We start from the raw sequence: 17,424 nt of genomic DNA, 5'->3' as shown, positions 1-17,424 counted from the left end.
CCCCCCCCCCCCCCCCCCCCCCCCCCCCCCCCCCCCCCCCCCCCCCCCCCCCCCCCCCCCAGCTCCCACATTAAATGGCGTCAGGCTCAAGTACCGGGGCTACAGTCGCACATTGCAACAGCGCGCGGGTGTAGGGGTGTTGGGCATCAGCGAACAGTCCAGCGGTGTCGCCCTGCTCCACCACCCGCCCGTTCTGCATCACCGCAATGCGATCACACAACCGCGCCGCCACGCGCAGGTCGTGGGTGATGAACACGATGCTCAATTTCAGCCGCCGCTGCAGAGACTCCAGCAGTTCCAGGATCTGCACCTGGATCAACGCATCAAGGGCCGACACGCACTCGTCGGCGATCAACACCTTCGGTTCCACCGCCAACGCACGGGCGATGCCAATGCGCTGGCGCTGCCCTCCGGAGAACTCATGGGGGTAGCGCTCGAACGCCGTGGCAGGCAAACCCACCAGCTCCAGCAAGGCGCGCGCACGCGCCTCGGCATCGGCCTTCGAATGCCCTTGCACCAACGGCCCGGTCATGATGATGCGACCCACCGTCTGGCGCGGATTAAGCGAGGCGAACGGGTCCTGGAAGATCATCTGCACCTCACTGCGCAGCGGCCGCAAACGCCCTTCGGATAACCCCACCACATCTTGGCCGAGCCACTGGATGTGCCCGCTGTCGGCCCGTAACAGCCGCACCAGGCAACGCCCCAGGGTGGACTTGCCCGAGCCAGACTCACCGACGATGCCCAGGGTCTCGCCTTCGCGCAGCTGCAACTGCACTGCATCCAGCGCACGGGTGCTGCGCCGCCCCCACCAGCCCGCACGGGTGCTGAAGACTTTGTTCAACTGTTCGGCCTTGAGCACCACGGCCCCACCCACCCCGCCACGGGGCTCCCGTGGTTGTGCCGACACCGCCGCCAGCAGTTGCCGGGTGTAAGGCGCCCGGGGTTCGTCCAGTACCTGGCGAGCGCTGCCCTGCTCCATCACGCGGCCCTTTTCCAGCACCAGCACACGGTCGGCGATCGCTTCGACCACGGCAAAATCGTGGGTGATCAACAACAGCGCCATGCCCTTGTCCCGCTGGATCTTGCCCAGCAGCTCAAGAATCTGCGCCTGGGTGGTCACGTCCAGCGCCGAGGTGGGTTCATCGGCGATCAACAGCGCCGGATCGAACGCCAGGGCCATGGCGATCACCACCCGCTGGCGCTGGCCACCGGACAGCTCAAAGGGATAGGCCAGGCGCAGGCGCTCAGGGTCCGGCAGACCGACGTAACCCAGCAGGTCTATCACCCGCCGGCGGCGCTCACCGGCCGATTTCACCCCATGGGCACGCAGGGTTTCATCGATCTGTTCACCCACCCGCAGCAATGGGTTGAGTGCGCTCATCGGCTCCTGGAACACCATGCTGATCTCGCGCCCACGCAGTTCGCGCATGGCGGCTTCGCCACGGTTGGCCAAGTCTTCATCACGAAACACCAAACGCCCGCTTTCCACCGTCAACGGCGCCGGCAGCTGACGCAGCAGCGCCTTCGCCAACATGGATTTGCCCGAACCGGACTCGCCCACCACGCACAAGCATTCACCGCTGTGCAGTTGCAGCGACAGGTCGTACAGCGCATGGCTGCGGTCCGCGCCGTCGGGCAAGGCGATACGCAGGTGTTCAACCCTCAATAACGTCATAGTGACCTCCCCGGCTCAAACGCCACGCGCAAGCCTTCGCCCACGCGGTTCACCGCCAGCACACACAGCACGATCGCCAGGCCCGGCAGAAAGCTCATCCACCAGGCGTCCCGCAACAGGCCACGGGAAGCGTTGATCATGTAGCCCCAACTCATGGCTTCCGGGTCGCTCAAGCCAAGGAACGCCAGGGCGGCTTCGGTGAGGATCGCAGTGGCCATGACAAAGGTCATCACCACCAACAACGGCCCCAGGGCATTGGGCAGGATCTGCTGGGTGATGATCCCCAGCGGCGACTGGCCCAGCACACGGGCCGCCTGCACGAATTCACGCTGGCGCAGCGTGAGGAATTCACTGCGCACCAACCGCGCCACGGCCGGCCAGGCAACCAAGGCAATCGCCAGCACGATGGTGCCCAGCGACGGCTCCAGCACCGCCACCAGGATCACCGCCAACACCAGTTGCGGGATGATCTGGAAAAACTCGGCGACACGCATCAGCACGCCGTCGAGCCAACCGCCGAAGTAACCGGCGATGGCGCCGACGATCAGCCCCACCACCAGGGTTGCCAAACTGGCCAGCGCGCCGACGGCCAAGGACACTCGGGCTCCGTAGAGCAAGCCGCTGCCGAGGTCGCGCCCCAGCAGGTCACTGCCCAGCCAGTGGGCGGCGTCGTGAAACGGCGGCAGCATCGGCCGGCTGTTCATTTCCCACGGCGAGCTGTTGGTGAGCCACGGCGCTGCCAGTGCCAGCGCCGCCAACACCAGCAAGAACAGCGCGCCGGCCAACGCCGAGGGTTGGCGGATAAAGCGTCTGAACACCGCCATCAGGCCTGCCCTCCGGCGCCAATGCGCGGGTCGAGGTAACGGCACACCACATCGGTCAACACGTTGAAGCCCACCACCAACATCGAGATCACCAGGAACCCGCCCATCAGCACGCCGTAGTCGCGTTGGGCCAGGGAGTCGTACATCAAGCGGCCGATGCCCGGCCACGCATACACCACCTCTACCAGCAAGGCGCCGCTGGCCAACTGGCCCAGTTGCAGGCCGGCGAAGGTCACCACCGGCAGCAGCGCATTGCGCAAGACGTGCACGTACAGAATCCGCCGTGGGTGCAAACCCTTGGCGTGAGCGGTACGCACATACTCCTGGCCGAGGGCGTCCAGCACGGCGGCGCGGGTGAGGTGGATGTACAAGGCGAGGAACAACACGCTCAACGACAGGCACGGCAACAGCAGATGCTGCAGGCGATCCAGCAATGAAAAGTCCCGGCCCACGGTTTCCATGCCAAAGGCCGGCAACCAGTCCAGATTCACCGAAAACAGCAAGATCAACAGCATCGCCAGCCAGAACGGCGGCATCGCATACAACAGCAACGCGCCATGGGAAATCACCCCATCAAGCCAATGGCGCCTTTGCCGTGCCCGCGCCGCCAGCACGCCCAAGGTCACCCCCAGCAGTGACGACACCACAAACGCCGAGCCCATCAAGGCCAGCGTTGCGGGCAAACGCTCGGCGATCAGCGACCACACCGACGTCTGGTTACGGTAGGAATAACCCAGGTCCAGGTGTGCCACATTGCCCAGGTAGATCAGCAGTTGCTGCAGCAGTGGTTTGTCCAGGCCCATGGTCTGGCGCAACTGCTCGATGAACTGCACATCGTCCACCCCCGCCTCACCGGCCAGCAGCAATGCCGGGTCACCCGGCGCGAGGTGGATCAACACAAAGCTCAGCACCAGCACCGCCACCACCATCAGCAGCGCCTTGACCAGGCGCCCGCCGAGATACACCACGCCGTTCATGGCGCAGGCGCGTCGAGGTAAACGCTTTCGTAGTCTTCGTTAAGGCTGGTGGCGGTTTGCAGCAGGTTATGCACCTGCGTGTGGAACAGCGTCTGGTTGCGCATCTCGAAGATCGGCGCGATGGGCAGGTCGGTGTTCAGCCGATTCTCCAGTTGGCTGTAGAGCTGGGTGCGCGCAGGCCCTTCAGGCGTGTCGGCGATTTTCGTCCACAAGGCATCGGCTTCAGGGCTGTTGTAGCCGCTGACGTTGGCGAACGGCGAGGTCTTGAGAATGTAGTCGGAGCGGTACAGGTAGGCGCTGGTCAGGTAGGGGTCGCCGATCTGGAAGATGAAGTTGTAGGTCAGGTCGAAGTCCCAGTCGCTCACGCGCTGGAACCAGGTGGCGGCGTCGGACGTCACCACCTGCACCTTGAAGCCCAGCGGCTGCAGGGCTTGCTTGGTGTACTCGGCCAGGCGCTCCCAGGCACCGCCCTTCTCGCCGTTGAGCAGGCGGATACGCACCGCGCCCACGTCCACGCCGGACTCGGCAATCAGCGCCTTGGCCTTTTTCACGTCATAGGCGTACTGCGGCAAGTGGGGGTCGTGGTAGGGCGTGCCCGACACGAACTCGCCCTGGGCGACCTTGCCCGAGCCGAAGAAGATGTTGTCCACGACAAACTGCCGGTTCAGCGCATACAGGATCGCCTGGCGCACCTTGGGGTTGTTCAGCGGTGGCTTGCGCGTGTTGATCTGCAGGAAGGCCAGGCCGGCATACAACTCCCAGCCTTTCTCGGAAGACTGCACATTCGGCAAGGCGCCCAGGCGCTTGAGGTCGGAATAGTCGGCATCGCCGCTGCGCAGCACCTGCACGTCATTGCGCTCGAAGGCTGCGGCGCGGGAGGAACCGTCGGGGATCACGTGGAAGACAATCCCGTCCAGGTGCGGCAGGCCTTTTTTCCAGTAGGTGGGGTTCTTGGCCAGCTTGATGTAGGCACCGCGTTTCCACTCGACGAACACGAACGGCCCAGTGCCCACCGGCTTGAGGTTGTAGGGGTTGTTGCGAAAATCGGTGTTCTCGTAAAGGTGCTTGGGCACCACCGGGCGCAGGCCGCTGCCCAGGGCCGAGAGCAACGGCGCGAAGGGTTTCTTCAGGTGGAAGACCACTTGCAGCGGGCCGGTGGCGGTGATGCTGTCGACGTACTCGGTGATGATGCCGCCCAGGCGCTTGTCCACTTCCGGGTAGAAGGTCTGGAAGCTGAACACCACGTCATCGGCGGTGAATGCCGGGCCGTCGTGCCATTGCACGTTGTCTTGCAGTTGGAAGGTGTAGGTGAGGCCGTCCGGGGAAATGGTCCAGGATTTGGCCAGCACCGGTTTGGGGTTCAGGTCCGTGTCGAAAGTCAGCAGGCCCTGGAGGATCTTGCCACTGACGTATTGGGTGGACACATGGCTGACCACGCCGTGCATCAGCGACGGAGGTTCAGGCTGGGCCACCAGGTTCAGCACCCCGCCCTCCTGGGGTTGCGCCTGGGCCTGGCCGGCCAGCAGCACGCTGCACAACCCCACACAGGAGAGGGCACGGCGAAAAGAGAATGGGCGCATGGAGGCTCCTCGAATGGAAAGATTCTGGGAGGGATTTTGCAAGGGCTGTGCCATGGGGGTTTTCGGCGCGATTGCGGGTGTTGGTTGCCGTCTGGGTGATGAAAAAACCACAACGGCCTGCGCGAGTGTGCAAAAAACAACAGCCCACCGCCCTCCTACAGTGCGTCATGGCACAAGGTTTGCCCCTTCAGCTGTCTCTGAACCCACGAGCCTCTTCACCATGTCACTGGATTACCTGGGCAACCCCATCGACACCCTCGAGCCGTCCACCCGCCAGGGCCTGGACGATTTCATCGGCGGCTTCCTCGGCTACCAGCCCCGCGCCGAAGGCATTCTCGCCACGGCGGACGCCGCGCCCGACTCGGCCCTGGCCAATGCCTTCGCCGGCTTGCTGCTGATGTTCATCGAGTCCCCCCAGGGCCCGACCCTGGCCGAGCACTACCGCCAGCGCGCAGCCGCCGTGAACAGCGATCACCCGCGCGCCCAGCTGTACCTGGCCGCCTTGAGCGCCTGGATCAACGACGACCTCGACCAGGTCCTGCACCTGAGCGAACACCTGCTGGGCCGCTATCCTCGCGACCTGTTCGCCGCCAAGCTCAACCAGTACCTGGAGTTCAACCGGGGCAACTGGCCGGCGTTGCTGCGCATCGGCCTCAAGGCTGTCGCGGGCGCGCCGGACATCGCCCACAGCCATGGCCTGCTGGCCTTCGCTTATGAGCAGTGCCACTTGCTCGAAGAGGCCGAAGCCAGCGCCCGCGAAGCCCTGCGCCTGCAACCCTCGGAGCCCTGGGCGCAACATGCCCTGGCCCATGTGATGCTGACCCAGGGACGCATCGAGGAAGGCACCGAATTCCTTGAAAGCGTGGCCCATCACTGGGCCGGTTTGAACTCGTTCATGTACACCCACAACTGGTGGCACCTGGCGCTGTTCTACCTGGCGCGGGGTGAGGATCAGCGGGTGTTGGAGATCTACGACCAGCACGTGTGGGGCATCCTGCCGGAGTATTCCCAGGACCAAGTGGGGGCGGTGTCGTTGCTGGCACGCCTGGAACTGGCGGGTATCGACGTCGGCGAGCGTTGGCAGGGGTTGGCGCCGTACCTGCAGCGACGGACCGGGGATGTGGTGCAGCCGTTTCTCAGCGTGCAGTACCTGTATGGCCTGGCACGCGCTGGCAAGCCGGAGGCGGATGAGCTGTTGGCGGCGTTGCGCGAGCATAGTGTTGCGGCGCGGCCGGTGTGGGGTGAGGTGACCTTGCCATTGGCGCGAGGGCTGTTGGCCCATGCACGCGGGGATGCGCAGGGTGCGCTGGAACACTTGGCCCTCGCCCTGCCCCGGTTGAATGAGATTGGTGGTAGCCATGCGCAGCGTGATCTGTTTGCCCAGGTGGAATTGGACGCGCGGTTGAAGGCTGGGGATTGGTTTGGGGCGCAGCAGGCGCTGGAGTTACGGCGTCGGTATGACGGGTGGGATGTGCCGACTAATCGGAGTTTGGGGCGGGTGTATGAGGCGCTGGGTTTGCCGGAGCAGGCGGCGAATGCCCAAGCCCGGGTTTCGCGCTTTACCTGATGTACAGAGCCAAAATTGTAGGAGCTGGCTTGCCGGCGATGGCTATGTGTTAGGCGCTGGAGCTTTTTCGTCGGGGTACATATCCGTTATTTGGGTAACGGCTGATATGGGTTCCGCCCTTACGGCGGCTCACTTTTGAACAGCCCAAAAGTAAGCAAAAGGCTCTTGCCCCACCACTCGGCACCTCGCCTAGGCTCGGTGTGCCCTCACTCCGGCTTGAATCCGTGGGCCGCCGTCATGGGCCATCCCTGGCCCAGGACGGCTAACCCGGCGTCCTGCCGGGTTACCCACGGATTCAAGCCTGCGTTCGGCCAGCGTGGTTTAACGGGGCGCCTAAGATCAAGATCAAAAGCCAGAGCCAGAGCCAGAGCAAACTACTGTCCACGTGATAAATAGAGATCCAAATGTGGGAGCTGGCTTGCCTGCGATAGCGGTGTATCAGTACCAGATAAACCGGCTGACACACCGCCATCGCCGGCAAGCCGGCGCCTACAGGAGTTGGCGCGCAGCAAATACGCCGCGCGCAATCCCCCGCGCCACACAATCGGCCGCTGCGGCGCCAATCCGGCTGATTTCCACCTGCCGCCGTGGCCCGTCGGTCAAGGCCACCGCCGCCGAGGCCAGGGCAAACACGGTGTCCCCATCAAACGGCAAGTGCGCCGGCCTTACCGCCCGCGCAATCCCGTCCTGGGCCATGATCGCCACGCGCTTGCATTCGGCCACGGTTAATTGCGCCGTGCAGGCCACCACCACCAGCGTAGTGTTGGCGCCGGCTTGCAGGCGGCCCATGGAGTCCAGGCGCGACAGTTCCGGCATTGGGTCGCTGCAATCCATCTCCGTTTGCGGCCGCTGGCCACCGAACTCCCCCGCCACTTCCCAGGGCCAGGCCCAGAAGGTTTGGCCGTCGGGCATGTACACCGAGCCGATGGGGTTGGCGACCACCAATGCGGCGACCACCAGCCCGTCGCCCAGGTCCAGCGAGGCAGTGCCCAGCCCGCCTTTCAACACCCCGGCCATGGCGCCACGGCCAGCGCCCACCGAGCCCAGTTCAAACGTTTCACCGGCATTGGCCAGCGCTTCAAAGCCCAGGCGCCGATAAGGCGGCTCCAGGCCCCAATCCTTGTCGCCGCCATTGGCCAGGTCATGCAGCACCGCAGCGGGCACGATGGGGATGGCCGGCGCACCGGGCTTGAGGTGCAGGCCCACCTGGTCCTGGGAGAGTTTCGCCGCCACGGCATCCGCCGCGCCCAGGCCGAATACCGAGCCGCCGGCGAATACCAGCGCGTGGAGTTGGCCGACCATATTTTCGGGCTCCAGCGCCGCGGTTTCCCGCCCGCCTGGGCCGCCGCCGCGAATGTCGATGCTGGCGGTCCAGAAGCCATCGGGGCGGATCACCGTGACGCCGGTGTCGACGTGCAGGTCCGTGGCGTGGCCGACCGTGAGGCCTGGGATATCGGTGAGGGCGTTGCGCGGGCCGGGTCTAGGCATACAAAAAAAGCTTCCTTGGGTTGAGGTATGGCCCGAAGGCAGCAAGGGCTATGCCAAACACCCTCCTTTGTAGGAGCCGGCTTGCCGGCGATAGCGTGTGCTAGGTCGGGGGGCCTCATCGCCGGCAAGCCGGCTCCTACAGGGGGTGGTGGGTGCTGTAGGAAAAACAACAGCCTGCTACCGGTGCTGTTAGAAAAGCACCATGGCGCTCCGCGACCATCCAATAACCCTATGTATTTTCTAGAATTTTCACGATGGCACAGCCTTTGCTCTCCAGCCTCTCACCAGAGCTTGAACCCAACAAGCCGACCTCGATCAAGGCCCAACGCCTTAACCAACTGGAGTGTTTCCCATCATGAATGCATCACGCGCCGCCGGCAGCCGACCCGGCAAGGCCTTCGCCCATACCCTGTTATTTATCGCCCTGTGCGAGGCGGCCAGCTACAGCAGCCTGGCCCTCGCCGCCGATGCCCCGGCCAGCGACAACCCGCTGGACACCGTGGTGGTGATCGGCAACCGTGGCCAGGCGCGCACCCTGGCCGAGAGCCCGGCGCCGGTGGATGTGATTTCTTCCAAGCAACTGCTGGCCACCGGGCAAGGTGACCTGACCCGCGCCTTGAGCAAAGTGCTGCCGTCGCTCAACCAGCCGGCGTCGTCCGGCTTCGGCTCCACCTCGGTGGTGCGCCCGATCAGCCTGCGAGGCCTCAACGGCGACCAGGTGCTGGTGTTGGTCAACGGCAAGCGCCGTCACAACAGCGCACTGCTCAACAACGGCACCTACCTCAACTCCGGCTCGCAGCCGGTGGATCTCGACATGATCCCCACGGCGCTGGTGGATCACGTCGAAGTGCTGCGCGATGGCGCCTCGGCCCAGTACGGCTCGGACGCGATTGGCGGCGTGGTCAACGTGGTGCTCAAGCAGACCGACCACGGTGGCAGCCTGTCCACCAGCTACGGCCAGAACTATGAAAACGGTGACGGCGAAACCGTGCGCCAGACCGGCAACGTCGGCCTGGCCCTGCCCAACGACGGCTTCATCAACCTGGCCCTGGACGCGAAGAAGCAAAACGTCTCCGACCGCTCCGACAACGCGCCGTACACCGACTCCGCCGGCAACACCAGCCAGCAACACACCTACTACGGCACCGGCCTGCCCGAGGCGAAAAACTTCAGCCTGGGCTACAACGCCGAGCTGCCAGTGGATGACGCGCTGACCCTGTATTCGTTCTCCACCTACACCCACCGCAACTCGGAAAAACCCCTGGCCTTCCACCAGCCGTCGAGCTTCAACGGTATCCAGACGCCGTACCCGGAAGGCATCGAAGACAACCTGCGCTTCATCGAAGAGGACTTCCAGGTCGCATTCGGCGGCAAAGGCAAGGCCGCCGGTTGGGACTACGACCTGTCCAGCACCTTCGGCCAGGACCATGCCCGCGCCACGCTCACCGACACCTACAACCTGAGCTACGGCCCGACGTCGCCGACCTCGGTGAACACCGGCGTGAAGACCTTCAGCCAGTGGACCAACAACCTCGACCTGACCCGCGCCTTTGACCTCGGCCTGTACAAGCCGACCCAGATTTCCTGGGGCCTGGAACAACGCTACGAGGACTACAAGATCGGCAAGGGCGACCTCGCCTCCTATGCCAGCGGGCCGTTCACCACAGGCGCCAACGGTGCCTTGATCCCACCCGGCACCATCTCCGGCGCTGGCACCACCCCGGCCGATGCCGCGCAGAAAAGCCGCACCAGCCTGGCCGGCTACGGCGAAATCGGACAGGACTTCACCGACAAATGGCACGTTGACCTGGCGGGGCGCTACGAGCATTACAACGACGGCTCCGGCACCACCACCAACGGCAAGTTCTCCACCCGTTACCAGTTGACCCCGATCCTGGCCGTGCGCGGCACCGTCAGCACGGGCTTCCGTGCGCCGTCCCTGGCCCAGCAGATCTACAGCGCCACCTCGCAGACCAGCGTCAACGGCCAACTGTTTGACTACCGCAACGTGGCGGTGGACTCCGACGTGGCCAAGGCCCTCGGCGCCAGCAAGCTCAAACCGGAAAAATCCACCAACTTCAGCGTCGGCTTCACCCTGCAGCCTACCGATGCCACCAACATCACCCTCGATGCGTACCAGATCAAGATCAAGGACCGCATCGCCCAGACCGGCTACCTTGGCGGCACCGCGCAGATCAACGCGATCCTCGCGGCTGCCGGCCTCAACCCGAACCAGGCGGTCACTTACTTCACCAACGCATTGGACACCACCACGCGCGGCGTCGACCTGGTGGGCGACTACCGCCAGGACATCGGCGCCTGGGGCAGCCTGAAATACTCGGCGGGCTTCAACTGGAACACCACCCAGATCGACGACATCCATGCCTCAGCCGTTGCCGCACAGGCACTCGGCCCGGACGGCGGTTATGACCGCCAGCGCCAGGGCAACCTCAAGTACGGCTTGCCGCAATCCAAGTTGCTGCTGGGCACCACCTGGACCTACGACAAGCTGGAAGTGGCGCTCAACCTGACGCGCTACGGCGAGTACACCCAATACGGCACCGCCGAGATTTACGACCGTACTTTCTCGCCCGCGTGGATCACCGACCTGAACATCGACTACCACCTGACCAAAGCCGTCACCCTCAATGCCGGCGCCAACAACCTGTTCAACAAGTACCCGGAGCGCACCGACCTGGCCAGCAGTTCGGGTGGTTTCCCGTACGGCAACTTCTCGCCCTACGGCACCACCGGCGGCTACTGGTACACCGGCGTGACCTACAACTTCTGACCTGGTGCACGGGGCCGGTTCGCCAGCCCCGTGCCTGACTTGAATGGGAGCCTGCTCATGACCCGCCGTACCGATCAACTCAAGCTGGGGGCGTTTCTCGCCAACAGCGGCCACCATGTCGCTGCCTGGCGCCACCCCTTGGCCCAGGCGGATGCCAGCCTGGATTTCGAGCACTTCAAGCACATCGCCCAGACCGCCGAACGCGGCAAGTTCGATGCGTTGTTCATCGCCGACGTGGTCGCGCTGTGGGGGCATCATCACGATGCCTTGAGCCGCACGGCGCGCGCCGAGCATTTCGAGCCCCTGACCCTGATGTCGGCCCTGGCCGCCGTCACCCGGCACATTGGCCTGATCGCCACCGCCACCACCACTTACAACGAGCCCTACCACATCGCGCGCAAATTCGCGTCCCTCGACCACCTGTCCAAGGGCCGCGCGGCCTGGAACCTGGTGACCTCGGTGGTCTCGGATGAAGCGTGGAATTTCGGCCGCGAAAACCATGTGGATCACGGCGATCGCTATCAGCGCGCCGAAGAATTCCATGATGTGGTCAAGGGCCTGTGGGACAGTTGGGACGACGACGCCTTCACCCGCGACAAAGCCAGTGGCGAGTATTTCGACCCGGCCAAATTGCACACCCTCAACCATCGCGGCGAGCATTTCTCGGTGCGCGGCCCGCTCAACGTGGCGCGCTCGCCCCAGGGTCATCCGGTGCTGGTTCAGGCCGGCGCATCGGAGCCGGGTAAGAACCTCGCGGCCCGGGTCGCCGAGCTGATCTTTGCCCATGCCCATGACGTGGAAAGTGCCCAGGCGTTCTACCAGGACATCAAACAACGCGCCGTCGCCTTCGGCCGCGACCCGGACCACATCAAGATCCTGCCGGGCATCACCCCCTTCATCGCCGACACCCGTGAACAGGCCCTGGCACTCTTCGAGGAATTCCAGGCCCTGATCGACCCGGTGCTGGGCCTGCGCCTGCTGGCGGACACCCTGGGCGAGGACATCGACCTGTCGGGCCATGACCTCGACGGCCCGCTGCCCGACACGCCGGTCGGCCAACGCGGCAGCCGGCGTGACAAGGTGCTGGAACTGGCGCGCAAGGAAAACCTGAGCATCCGCCAGCTGTACCTGCGCCTGGCCGGTGGCAACCCGGTGATCGGCACGGCCGAAGACGTGGCCGACCACTTCGAGGCGTGGTTCCAGGCGCGGGCCTGTGATGGTTTCAACGTGTTCTTCCCGTATTTCCCCGGCGCCATCGACCTGTTTGTCGACCGAGTCATTCCGCTGTTGCAGGCGCGCGGGCTGTTTCGCGAAGCCTACGAAGGCACCACCTTGCGCGAAAACCTTGGCCTGCCACGCCCCGCCAATCGTTTTACGACGGAGGCTCCTGCATGAAACGCAGCGCCTGGATGCTGGCCTGTGGCAGTGTGTTCGCGTGCAAAGCCTTTGCCCTGAACATCTTGCTGACCAATGACGACGGCTATCAGCACCCGAATATTCGCGCCTTGTACACCGAGCTCAAGGCCCAGGGGCATACCGTGCGGATCGCCGCACCACAGAGCGACCAGAGCGCGCGCGGCGGTGCGTTCTTCTTTGGTCGTGAAGTCAGCGTGGGCCGCGACAGCGACCCCGCCTACCCCGACAGTTACTACATCAGCACTCACGAAAACGGCGTGTGCCAAAGCCCTGAGTGCGCCGGCAAGGCCGTGCAGATCGAAATCAGCGGCACCCCGGTGATGGCGCTGCTGATGGGTCTGAAAAAAGTCCTGCCCCACCCCGACCTGGTCATCGTCGGCCCCAACCCCGGCAACAACCTGGGCGCAATCAACCTGGCATCGGGTACGTTCAACGCCGCCAGCGCGGCGGTGCAGGCGGGCATCCCCGCACTGGCGGTGAGTACCGACCTGAAAGAACAAGACCCACAGCGCGTCGCCCGGTGGGTGGCGAAGTTGGTACAAGTCCTCGACCGCCATCGCCTACCCAACGGCGCCCTGCTGCCGACGGGCCTGGGTCTGAACATCAACCTGCCTAAAGAGGCACAGCCCAAGGGCGTGAAACTCACGCGGATTGGTAGCTACGTGGGGTTTGAGGCGCTGTACACCGACGACCTCAAGCGGTTCAACCTGCCGGGAAAACCGGGCATCGGATTCCAGTACAGCCCTGCTGCCACCGCCGCACAACAGCATGATGAAGCGGTGTGGCTGAACAAAGGCTACCTGACCATCAGCCCGTTCAGTGGCCTGCCGGAATCTCTCAATGCCGGTCCTGCGCTGCAAAAACAATTGACCCGGGAGCTGACACCATGAGCACAGGCTTTTCCCTGGGGTTTCTCAGTCGCGTCTACAGCCCCAGCGCTGATCCCAAGGTTTACCGCGACACCCTGACGTTGTTCAAAGCCGCCGAAGAACTGGGCTTCGACAGTGGCTGGGTCGCGCAGCACCATTTTGCCAGTGAGCACGGGCGCCTGCCTTCGCCACTGGTGTTGCTCGCCGCGATTGCCCAGCACACGCGGCGTATCAGCCTGGGCACGGGGATTATCGTGCTGCCCCAGGAAGCCCCTCTGCGCCTGGCCGAAGACGCGGCGGTGCTGGACCTGCTCTGCAACGGTCGCCTGGAGCTGGGCCTTGGCGCGGGGTTTGATCCCGAGACGTTCCTGGCCTTTGGCCGCGAACATGAGGCAAGGCACCGGGATTACGAGCAGCACCTGCAGCAGTTGCTCCGTGCCCTGGGCAACGCGCCACTGGCTGACAACGGGGCGCGCCTGCTGCCACGGGCCAATGGCCTGAGCCACCGCGTGTGGGAGGCCACCTCGCGAGTAGAGCGGGTGGCGGAACGTGGCCACGGCCTGATCATGGCGCCGAACCCACACTTATCGGCGCACGCTGGCGCAGAGTTGGTGGAGCGCTACCGCAATGCCTGGACCGGCGACAACGGTACTCCGGCCCGCGTTGTGCGGGTGCAGGCGCTGCTCCCGTCGCCCGGCGACGCCACGCGCCGCGACATCCTGGCTTATGTGGAACGCCAGCAACGCATCGGCGTATTCAAGGGCGCAATTGACGATAACTTCGACACCACGCTCGAACGCCTGGGCATCCTGCATGGCCCGGTGGAGCGGATCGTCGAGCAATTGCAGCAAGGCCCGGCATTGACGGCCCACGATCACCTGATCCTGCAAGTACAGACCGTCAGCACACCGCTGCGCGACGCCATCCGCGCCCTGGAAACCCTGCGCGAATACATCGCCCCGGCTTTGGGCTGGCAACCGGCCCGGCCCTCAGGAGCCCTGTCATGACCTTCAAACTGGGCTTTCTCAGCCACGCCTTTGGCGACGACCCGCAGCAGGTCTACCGCGACCTGATCGAACAATTCGAAGTCGCCGAAGCGCTGGGCTTCGACGGCGGCTGGATCGCCCAGCACCATCTGAGCAACGGCTTCGGCCGGCTGCCTTCACCGCTGGTGTTGTTGGCTGCGGTGGCCGAGCGTACCCAGCGGATCGAGCTGGGTACCGGGGTGATTGTGCTGCCATTTGAAGACCCGATCCGCCTGGCCGAAGACGCCAGCGTGCTCGACGCGTTGAGTGGCGGCCGAGTGCAATTGGGCCTGGGCAGCGGCGGCGCGAACCTGGATAACTTCAGCGCGTTTGACCGTGACCCCGCCCAGCGCCAAGTGGAATTTGCCGAGCATCAGCAACGCTTGCAGCACCTGCTGGCCGGCGAGGCGCTCGCCGGTGAATTGACCCTGCAACCTCCCGCGCCTCGCCTGGGGGAGCGCCTGTGGCATTCCCACGGCAGCATCGATGGTGCGGTCTACACGGCCCGACAAGGCAACGGCCTGCTGTTGGGCACCGCGACCCACGACCCACTGACCGTGCAAAAACCACTGGCCGAAGCTTATTTGCAGGCGTGGTCGCGCACGGACCGCGTGCCACGTATCGGCGTGGTCCGTGCGATTTTCCCGGCCCCCAGCCGCGCCGACGCCCAGGCCGAACTGGCGGTAGACATCGAGCGGCATATCCCGCGCCTGCAACGTGAAGGGCTGATCGACGAGGCGGTGGACCTGCAAGCTCATTTGCGCCTGATGAATGTGCACCACGGCCATCCCGATGAAGTGATCGAAAGCTTGCAACAGGATCCTGCCCTGCTGCCTTATGCTGATTACGTGATCGCCGTGGTCCAGGCGGAAAGCTCGACCCAGGCGCAGATCCTCAAGCGCCTGGAAACGATCGCCCGGGACATCGCCCCGGCCTTGGGTTGGAAGAGACGATGACTGACGGAGCTTATGCATGCCCCTTGAATTCAGCTGGCTGATGCCCCTGTGTACCCCCGACTGGGCGGCGCGGCCGGGGCAATGGATTCAACTGGCCCAGGCCGTGGAATACGCCGGCCTCGATGGCCTGTGGATTCCCGGTGGTGCACTGTGCGCCGACAGCCTGGGCGTGGCGGCGGCGTTGTGCGCGCACACACGGCGGGTGAGCTTGTCGGTCAGCGTGCCACCCGAAGTGATGCTGCCCGCCGCGCTGGCCACGACCTTGCAAAGCCTGCAATCGATCAGCGGGCACCGGGTGCAATTGCACCTGCCCAACAGTGAACGCAGCGCCTTTGGCGAATGGCTCAACCGTGACCAGCGCAGCGAGCGCATCGGCGAGTACCTGGAGATCCTGCAGCAGCTGCTGGCGCCCGATGATACGGGCCTGGATTACCAGGGCCGGTATTTCCAACTGGAAAACGCCGGCGTTGCCCGCCGTGAACTGCCCGCTCCCGGGTTGATTCTCGACGACAGCCAGAGCCACAGCCTGGTAAGCGCCCATGCCCAGACCTGCCTGCTCACGCCTGGCGCTCCCAAGGCCCTCGCCAAGGAGATCCAGCGCTGGCGGGCGATTCAGCCAGCGCTGGGTTTCGCCTGCACCTTCGGCCTGATCCTCGGCGACAGCGAAGACCTGGCCTGGGAGACCGCCGCCGCGTTGTTGCCCGTGGCGGACGTCCCAGACGAACTGCTCGCCACCCTGCCCCGCGCACGCCACCCGCTGCGCCAATGGGAAGTGCACCCGAACCTGCTGCAACGCGCACCGGGGCAACCGCTGATCCTGGTGGGCACGCCGCAGCAGATCGCCACGCGCCTGCAGGAACTGCACGGGCTGGGCTTGAACCAGCTGATCCTCGAAGGCGGGCCGGCCGTGGGCGATGTGCTGCGGTTTGGCGAACAGGTACTGCCCCTCTTGCGCAAGGAGCGCCCGTAGCATGAGCACAGACGTACGCCCACCGATCCAGCTCGACTGGTTCCTGCCCACCAATGGCGACGGTCGCCACCTCACCAGCAGCGGCTTGCCCAAGGTCGGGCTGTTCCAACAAGGCGAACGCGCGCCCACCCTGGACTACCTGCGCCAGATCGTGCGCGCCACCGAACAGGCCGGTTTCGACGGCATCATGGTGCCCACCGCCAGCGGCTTCGAAGACCCGTGGCTGATCACCGCCGTGCTGGCCCAGGAAGTACGCCGCCTGAAGTTTCTGCTCACCCTGCGCCCTGGCACCGAGTTGCCCGCCTACACCGCGCACCGTGCGGCCACCTTGCAGCTGCTCAGCGAAAACCGCCTGGCGCTGCACGTGGTGACCGGCTCCAGCCGCTTTGAACAGCGCTCGCTGGGAGATTTCCTGGAGCATGACGAGCGTTATGCGCGCACGGCTGAATTCCTGCAGATGTTCCAGGCCGTGTGGGCCGGGCAACCGCCGACCCACCCGGGCCGTTACTACCGCAGCGCGATCCATACGCCGATTGCACCGGGCGCCGAAGCACCGCCGATCTACTTCGGCGGCGCCTCCGAAGCCGCCGAGCGGGTGGGCGCGGCCCATGGGCAAACCTACCTGATGTGGTGCGAACCACCGGCGATGATCGCCGAACGCATCCAGCGCATGCGCGACCTGGCCGCCGCCCAGGACCGCATCTTGCGCTTCGGCCTGCGCCTGCACGTGTTCGCCGCCCCCACCGACGACGCCGCGTGGGCCCATGTGGAACATCTGCTGCAAGAAATCCCCAAGGACGCCATCGATCAGGCACAGCGGCAGATGGCAGCCTATGAATCGGTCGGCCAGAACCGCCAGACACAGCTGATGCAAGGCCGTGGCCGTGGCGCCCGTGAGCTGGAAGTGTCGGCCAACCTGTGGGCCGGTGTGGGGTTGGTCAGGGGTGGTGCGGGTACCGCGCTGGTGGGCAGTTATGCCCGGGTGGCGGAGCGGATCGAAGAGTATCACCAGCTGGGGGTGGACAGTTTTATCCTGTCGGGTTTTCCACATTTGGAGGAAGCGATTCATGTGGGGGCGGAGGTGTTGCCGTTGTTGCGCAACCTGGCCGCCTGAGCGTTGCCGACAGGTCTGGCGCCATCGCCGGCAAGCCGGCTCCTACAGAGGAAAAAAACGCATCCACGATGCGTAGCGAGTCGCTTTTGATTTTGATCTGAGGCGCCCCGTCAACCACGCTGGCCGAACGCAGGCTTGAATCCGTGGGTAACCCGGCAGGACGCCGGGT

13 protein-coding genes are annotated in these 17,424 nt (G+C 64.8%); 8 read left to right on the top strand and 5 right to left on the bottom strand.

What is annotated here, in order from left to right:
• Positions 1–70: 70 nt before the first annotated feature.
• From AC07OV_RS26660 to AC07OV_RS26645, 4 genes are read right to left on the bottom strand one after another with little or no spacing between them, the layout of a single operon-like run.
• Positions 71–1,678: a dipeptide ABC transporter ATP-binding protein gene (locus tag AC07OV_RS26660; RefSeq protein ID WP_495093300.1), complete on the bottom strand. Its 1,608-nt coding sequence runs from the start codon at positions 1,676–1,678 to the stop codon at positions 71–73.
• Positions 1,675–2,502 (bottom strand): ABC transporter permease, encoded by an 828-nt coding sequence (locus AC07OV_RS26655; protein WP_495093299.1) that lies wholly within the window; start codon positions 2,500–2,502, stop codon positions 1,675–1,677. The genes AC07OV_RS26660 and AC07OV_RS26655 overlap by 4 nt, the downstream gene beginning before the upstream one ends.
• On the bottom strand, positions 2,502–3,479 hold the full coding sequence (locus AC07OV_RS26650; RefSeq protein WP_495093298.1) for an ABC transporter permease: 978 nt from the start codon (positions 3,477–3,479) through the stop codon (positions 2,502–2,504). Before AC07OV_RS26650 ends, AC07OV_RS26655 begins: the two co-directional genes overlap by 1 nt.
• Entirely contained in the window at positions 3,476–5,059 is a 1,584-nt protein-coding gene (locus AC07OV_RS26645; protein WP_495093297.1) for an ABC transporter substrate-binding protein, read from the bottom strand. The genes AC07OV_RS26650 and AC07OV_RS26645 overlap by 4 nt, the downstream gene beginning before the upstream one ends.
• Before the next feature lie 220 nt (positions 5,060–5,279).
• On the opposite strand from AC07OV_RS26645, the gene AC07OV_RS26640 reads away from it, so the two are divergent.
• Positions 5,280–6,626, top strand: coding sequence for a tetratricopeptide repeat protein (locus AC07OV_RS26640; RefSeq protein ID WP_495093296.1), 1,347 nt, complete (start codon positions 5,280–5,282; stop codon positions 6,624–6,626).
• A 489-nt stretch (positions 6,627–7,115) separates the two neighbouring features.
• Here AC07OV_RS26640 and AC07OV_RS26635 read toward each other — a convergent pair whose 3' ends face one another.
• Positions 7,116–8,114 carry a P1 family peptidase gene (locus AC07OV_RS26635; RefSeq protein WP_495093295.1) on the bottom strand — a complete coding sequence of 333 codons (999 nt, stop codon included), beginning with the start codon at positions 8,112–8,114 and terminating at the stop codon, positions 7,116–7,118.
• 355 nt (positions 8,115–8,469) lie between these two features.
• On the opposite strand from AC07OV_RS26635, the gene AC07OV_RS26630 reads away from it, so the two are divergent.
• The 7 genes from AC07OV_RS26630 to AC07OV_RS26600 are packed head-to-tail and all read left to right on the top strand — an operon-like array spanning position 8,470 to position 17,255.
• Positions 8,470–10,905, top strand: coding sequence for a TonB-dependent receptor plug domain-containing protein (locus AC07OV_RS26630; protein ID WP_495093294.1), 2,436 nt, complete (start codon positions 8,470–8,472; stop codon positions 10,903–10,905).
• Between the two features lie 57 nt (positions 10,906–10,962).
• Positions 10,963–12,300 (top strand): LLM class flavin-dependent oxidoreductase, encoded by a 1,338-nt coding sequence (locus tag AC07OV_RS26625; RefSeq protein WP_495093293.1) that lies wholly within the window; start codon positions 10,963–10,965, stop codon positions 12,298–12,300.
• Positions 12,297–13,211, top strand: a complete 915-nt coding sequence (locus AC07OV_RS26620; RefSeq protein WP_495093292.1) for a 5'/3'-nucleotidase SurE — start codon at positions 12,297–12,299, stop codon at positions 13,209–13,211. Before AC07OV_RS26625 ends, AC07OV_RS26620 begins: the two co-directional genes overlap by 4 nt.
• Positions 13,208–14,197, top strand: a complete 990-nt coding sequence (locus AC07OV_RS26615; protein ID WP_495093291.1) for an LLM class flavin-dependent oxidoreductase — start codon at positions 13,208–13,210, stop codon at positions 14,195–14,197. The genes AC07OV_RS26620 and AC07OV_RS26615 overlap by 4 nt, the downstream gene beginning before the upstream one ends.
• Complete coding sequence (locus AC07OV_RS26610) at positions 14,194–15,171, top strand: LLM class flavin-dependent oxidoreductase (RefSeq protein WP_495093290.1); 978 nt, start codon at positions 14,194–14,196, stop codon at positions 15,169–15,171. Before AC07OV_RS26615 ends, AC07OV_RS26610 begins: the two co-directional genes overlap by 4 nt.
• A gap of 16 nt (positions 15,172–15,187) precedes the next feature.
• Entirely contained in the window at positions 15,188–16,141 is a 954-nt protein-coding gene (locus AC07OV_RS26605; RefSeq protein ID WP_495093289.1) for an LLM class flavin-dependent oxidoreductase, read from the top strand.
• Position 16,142: 1 nt separating this feature from the next.
• The gene (locus tag AC07OV_RS26600; protein ID WP_494996341.1) at positions 16,143–17,255 is read left to right on the top strand and encodes an LLM class flavin-dependent oxidoreductase; all 1,113 of its coding nucleotides are present in this window, start codon (positions 16,143–16,145) and stop codon (positions 17,253–17,255) included.
• Positions 17,256–17,424 lie beyond the last annotated feature (169 nt).

The organism is Pseudomonas sp. GW821-FHT09A09 (assembly GCF_059418405.1).
Note: the sequence above shows the minus strand (reverse complement) of the source record. Positions and strands in the feature narration are given on the sequence as shown.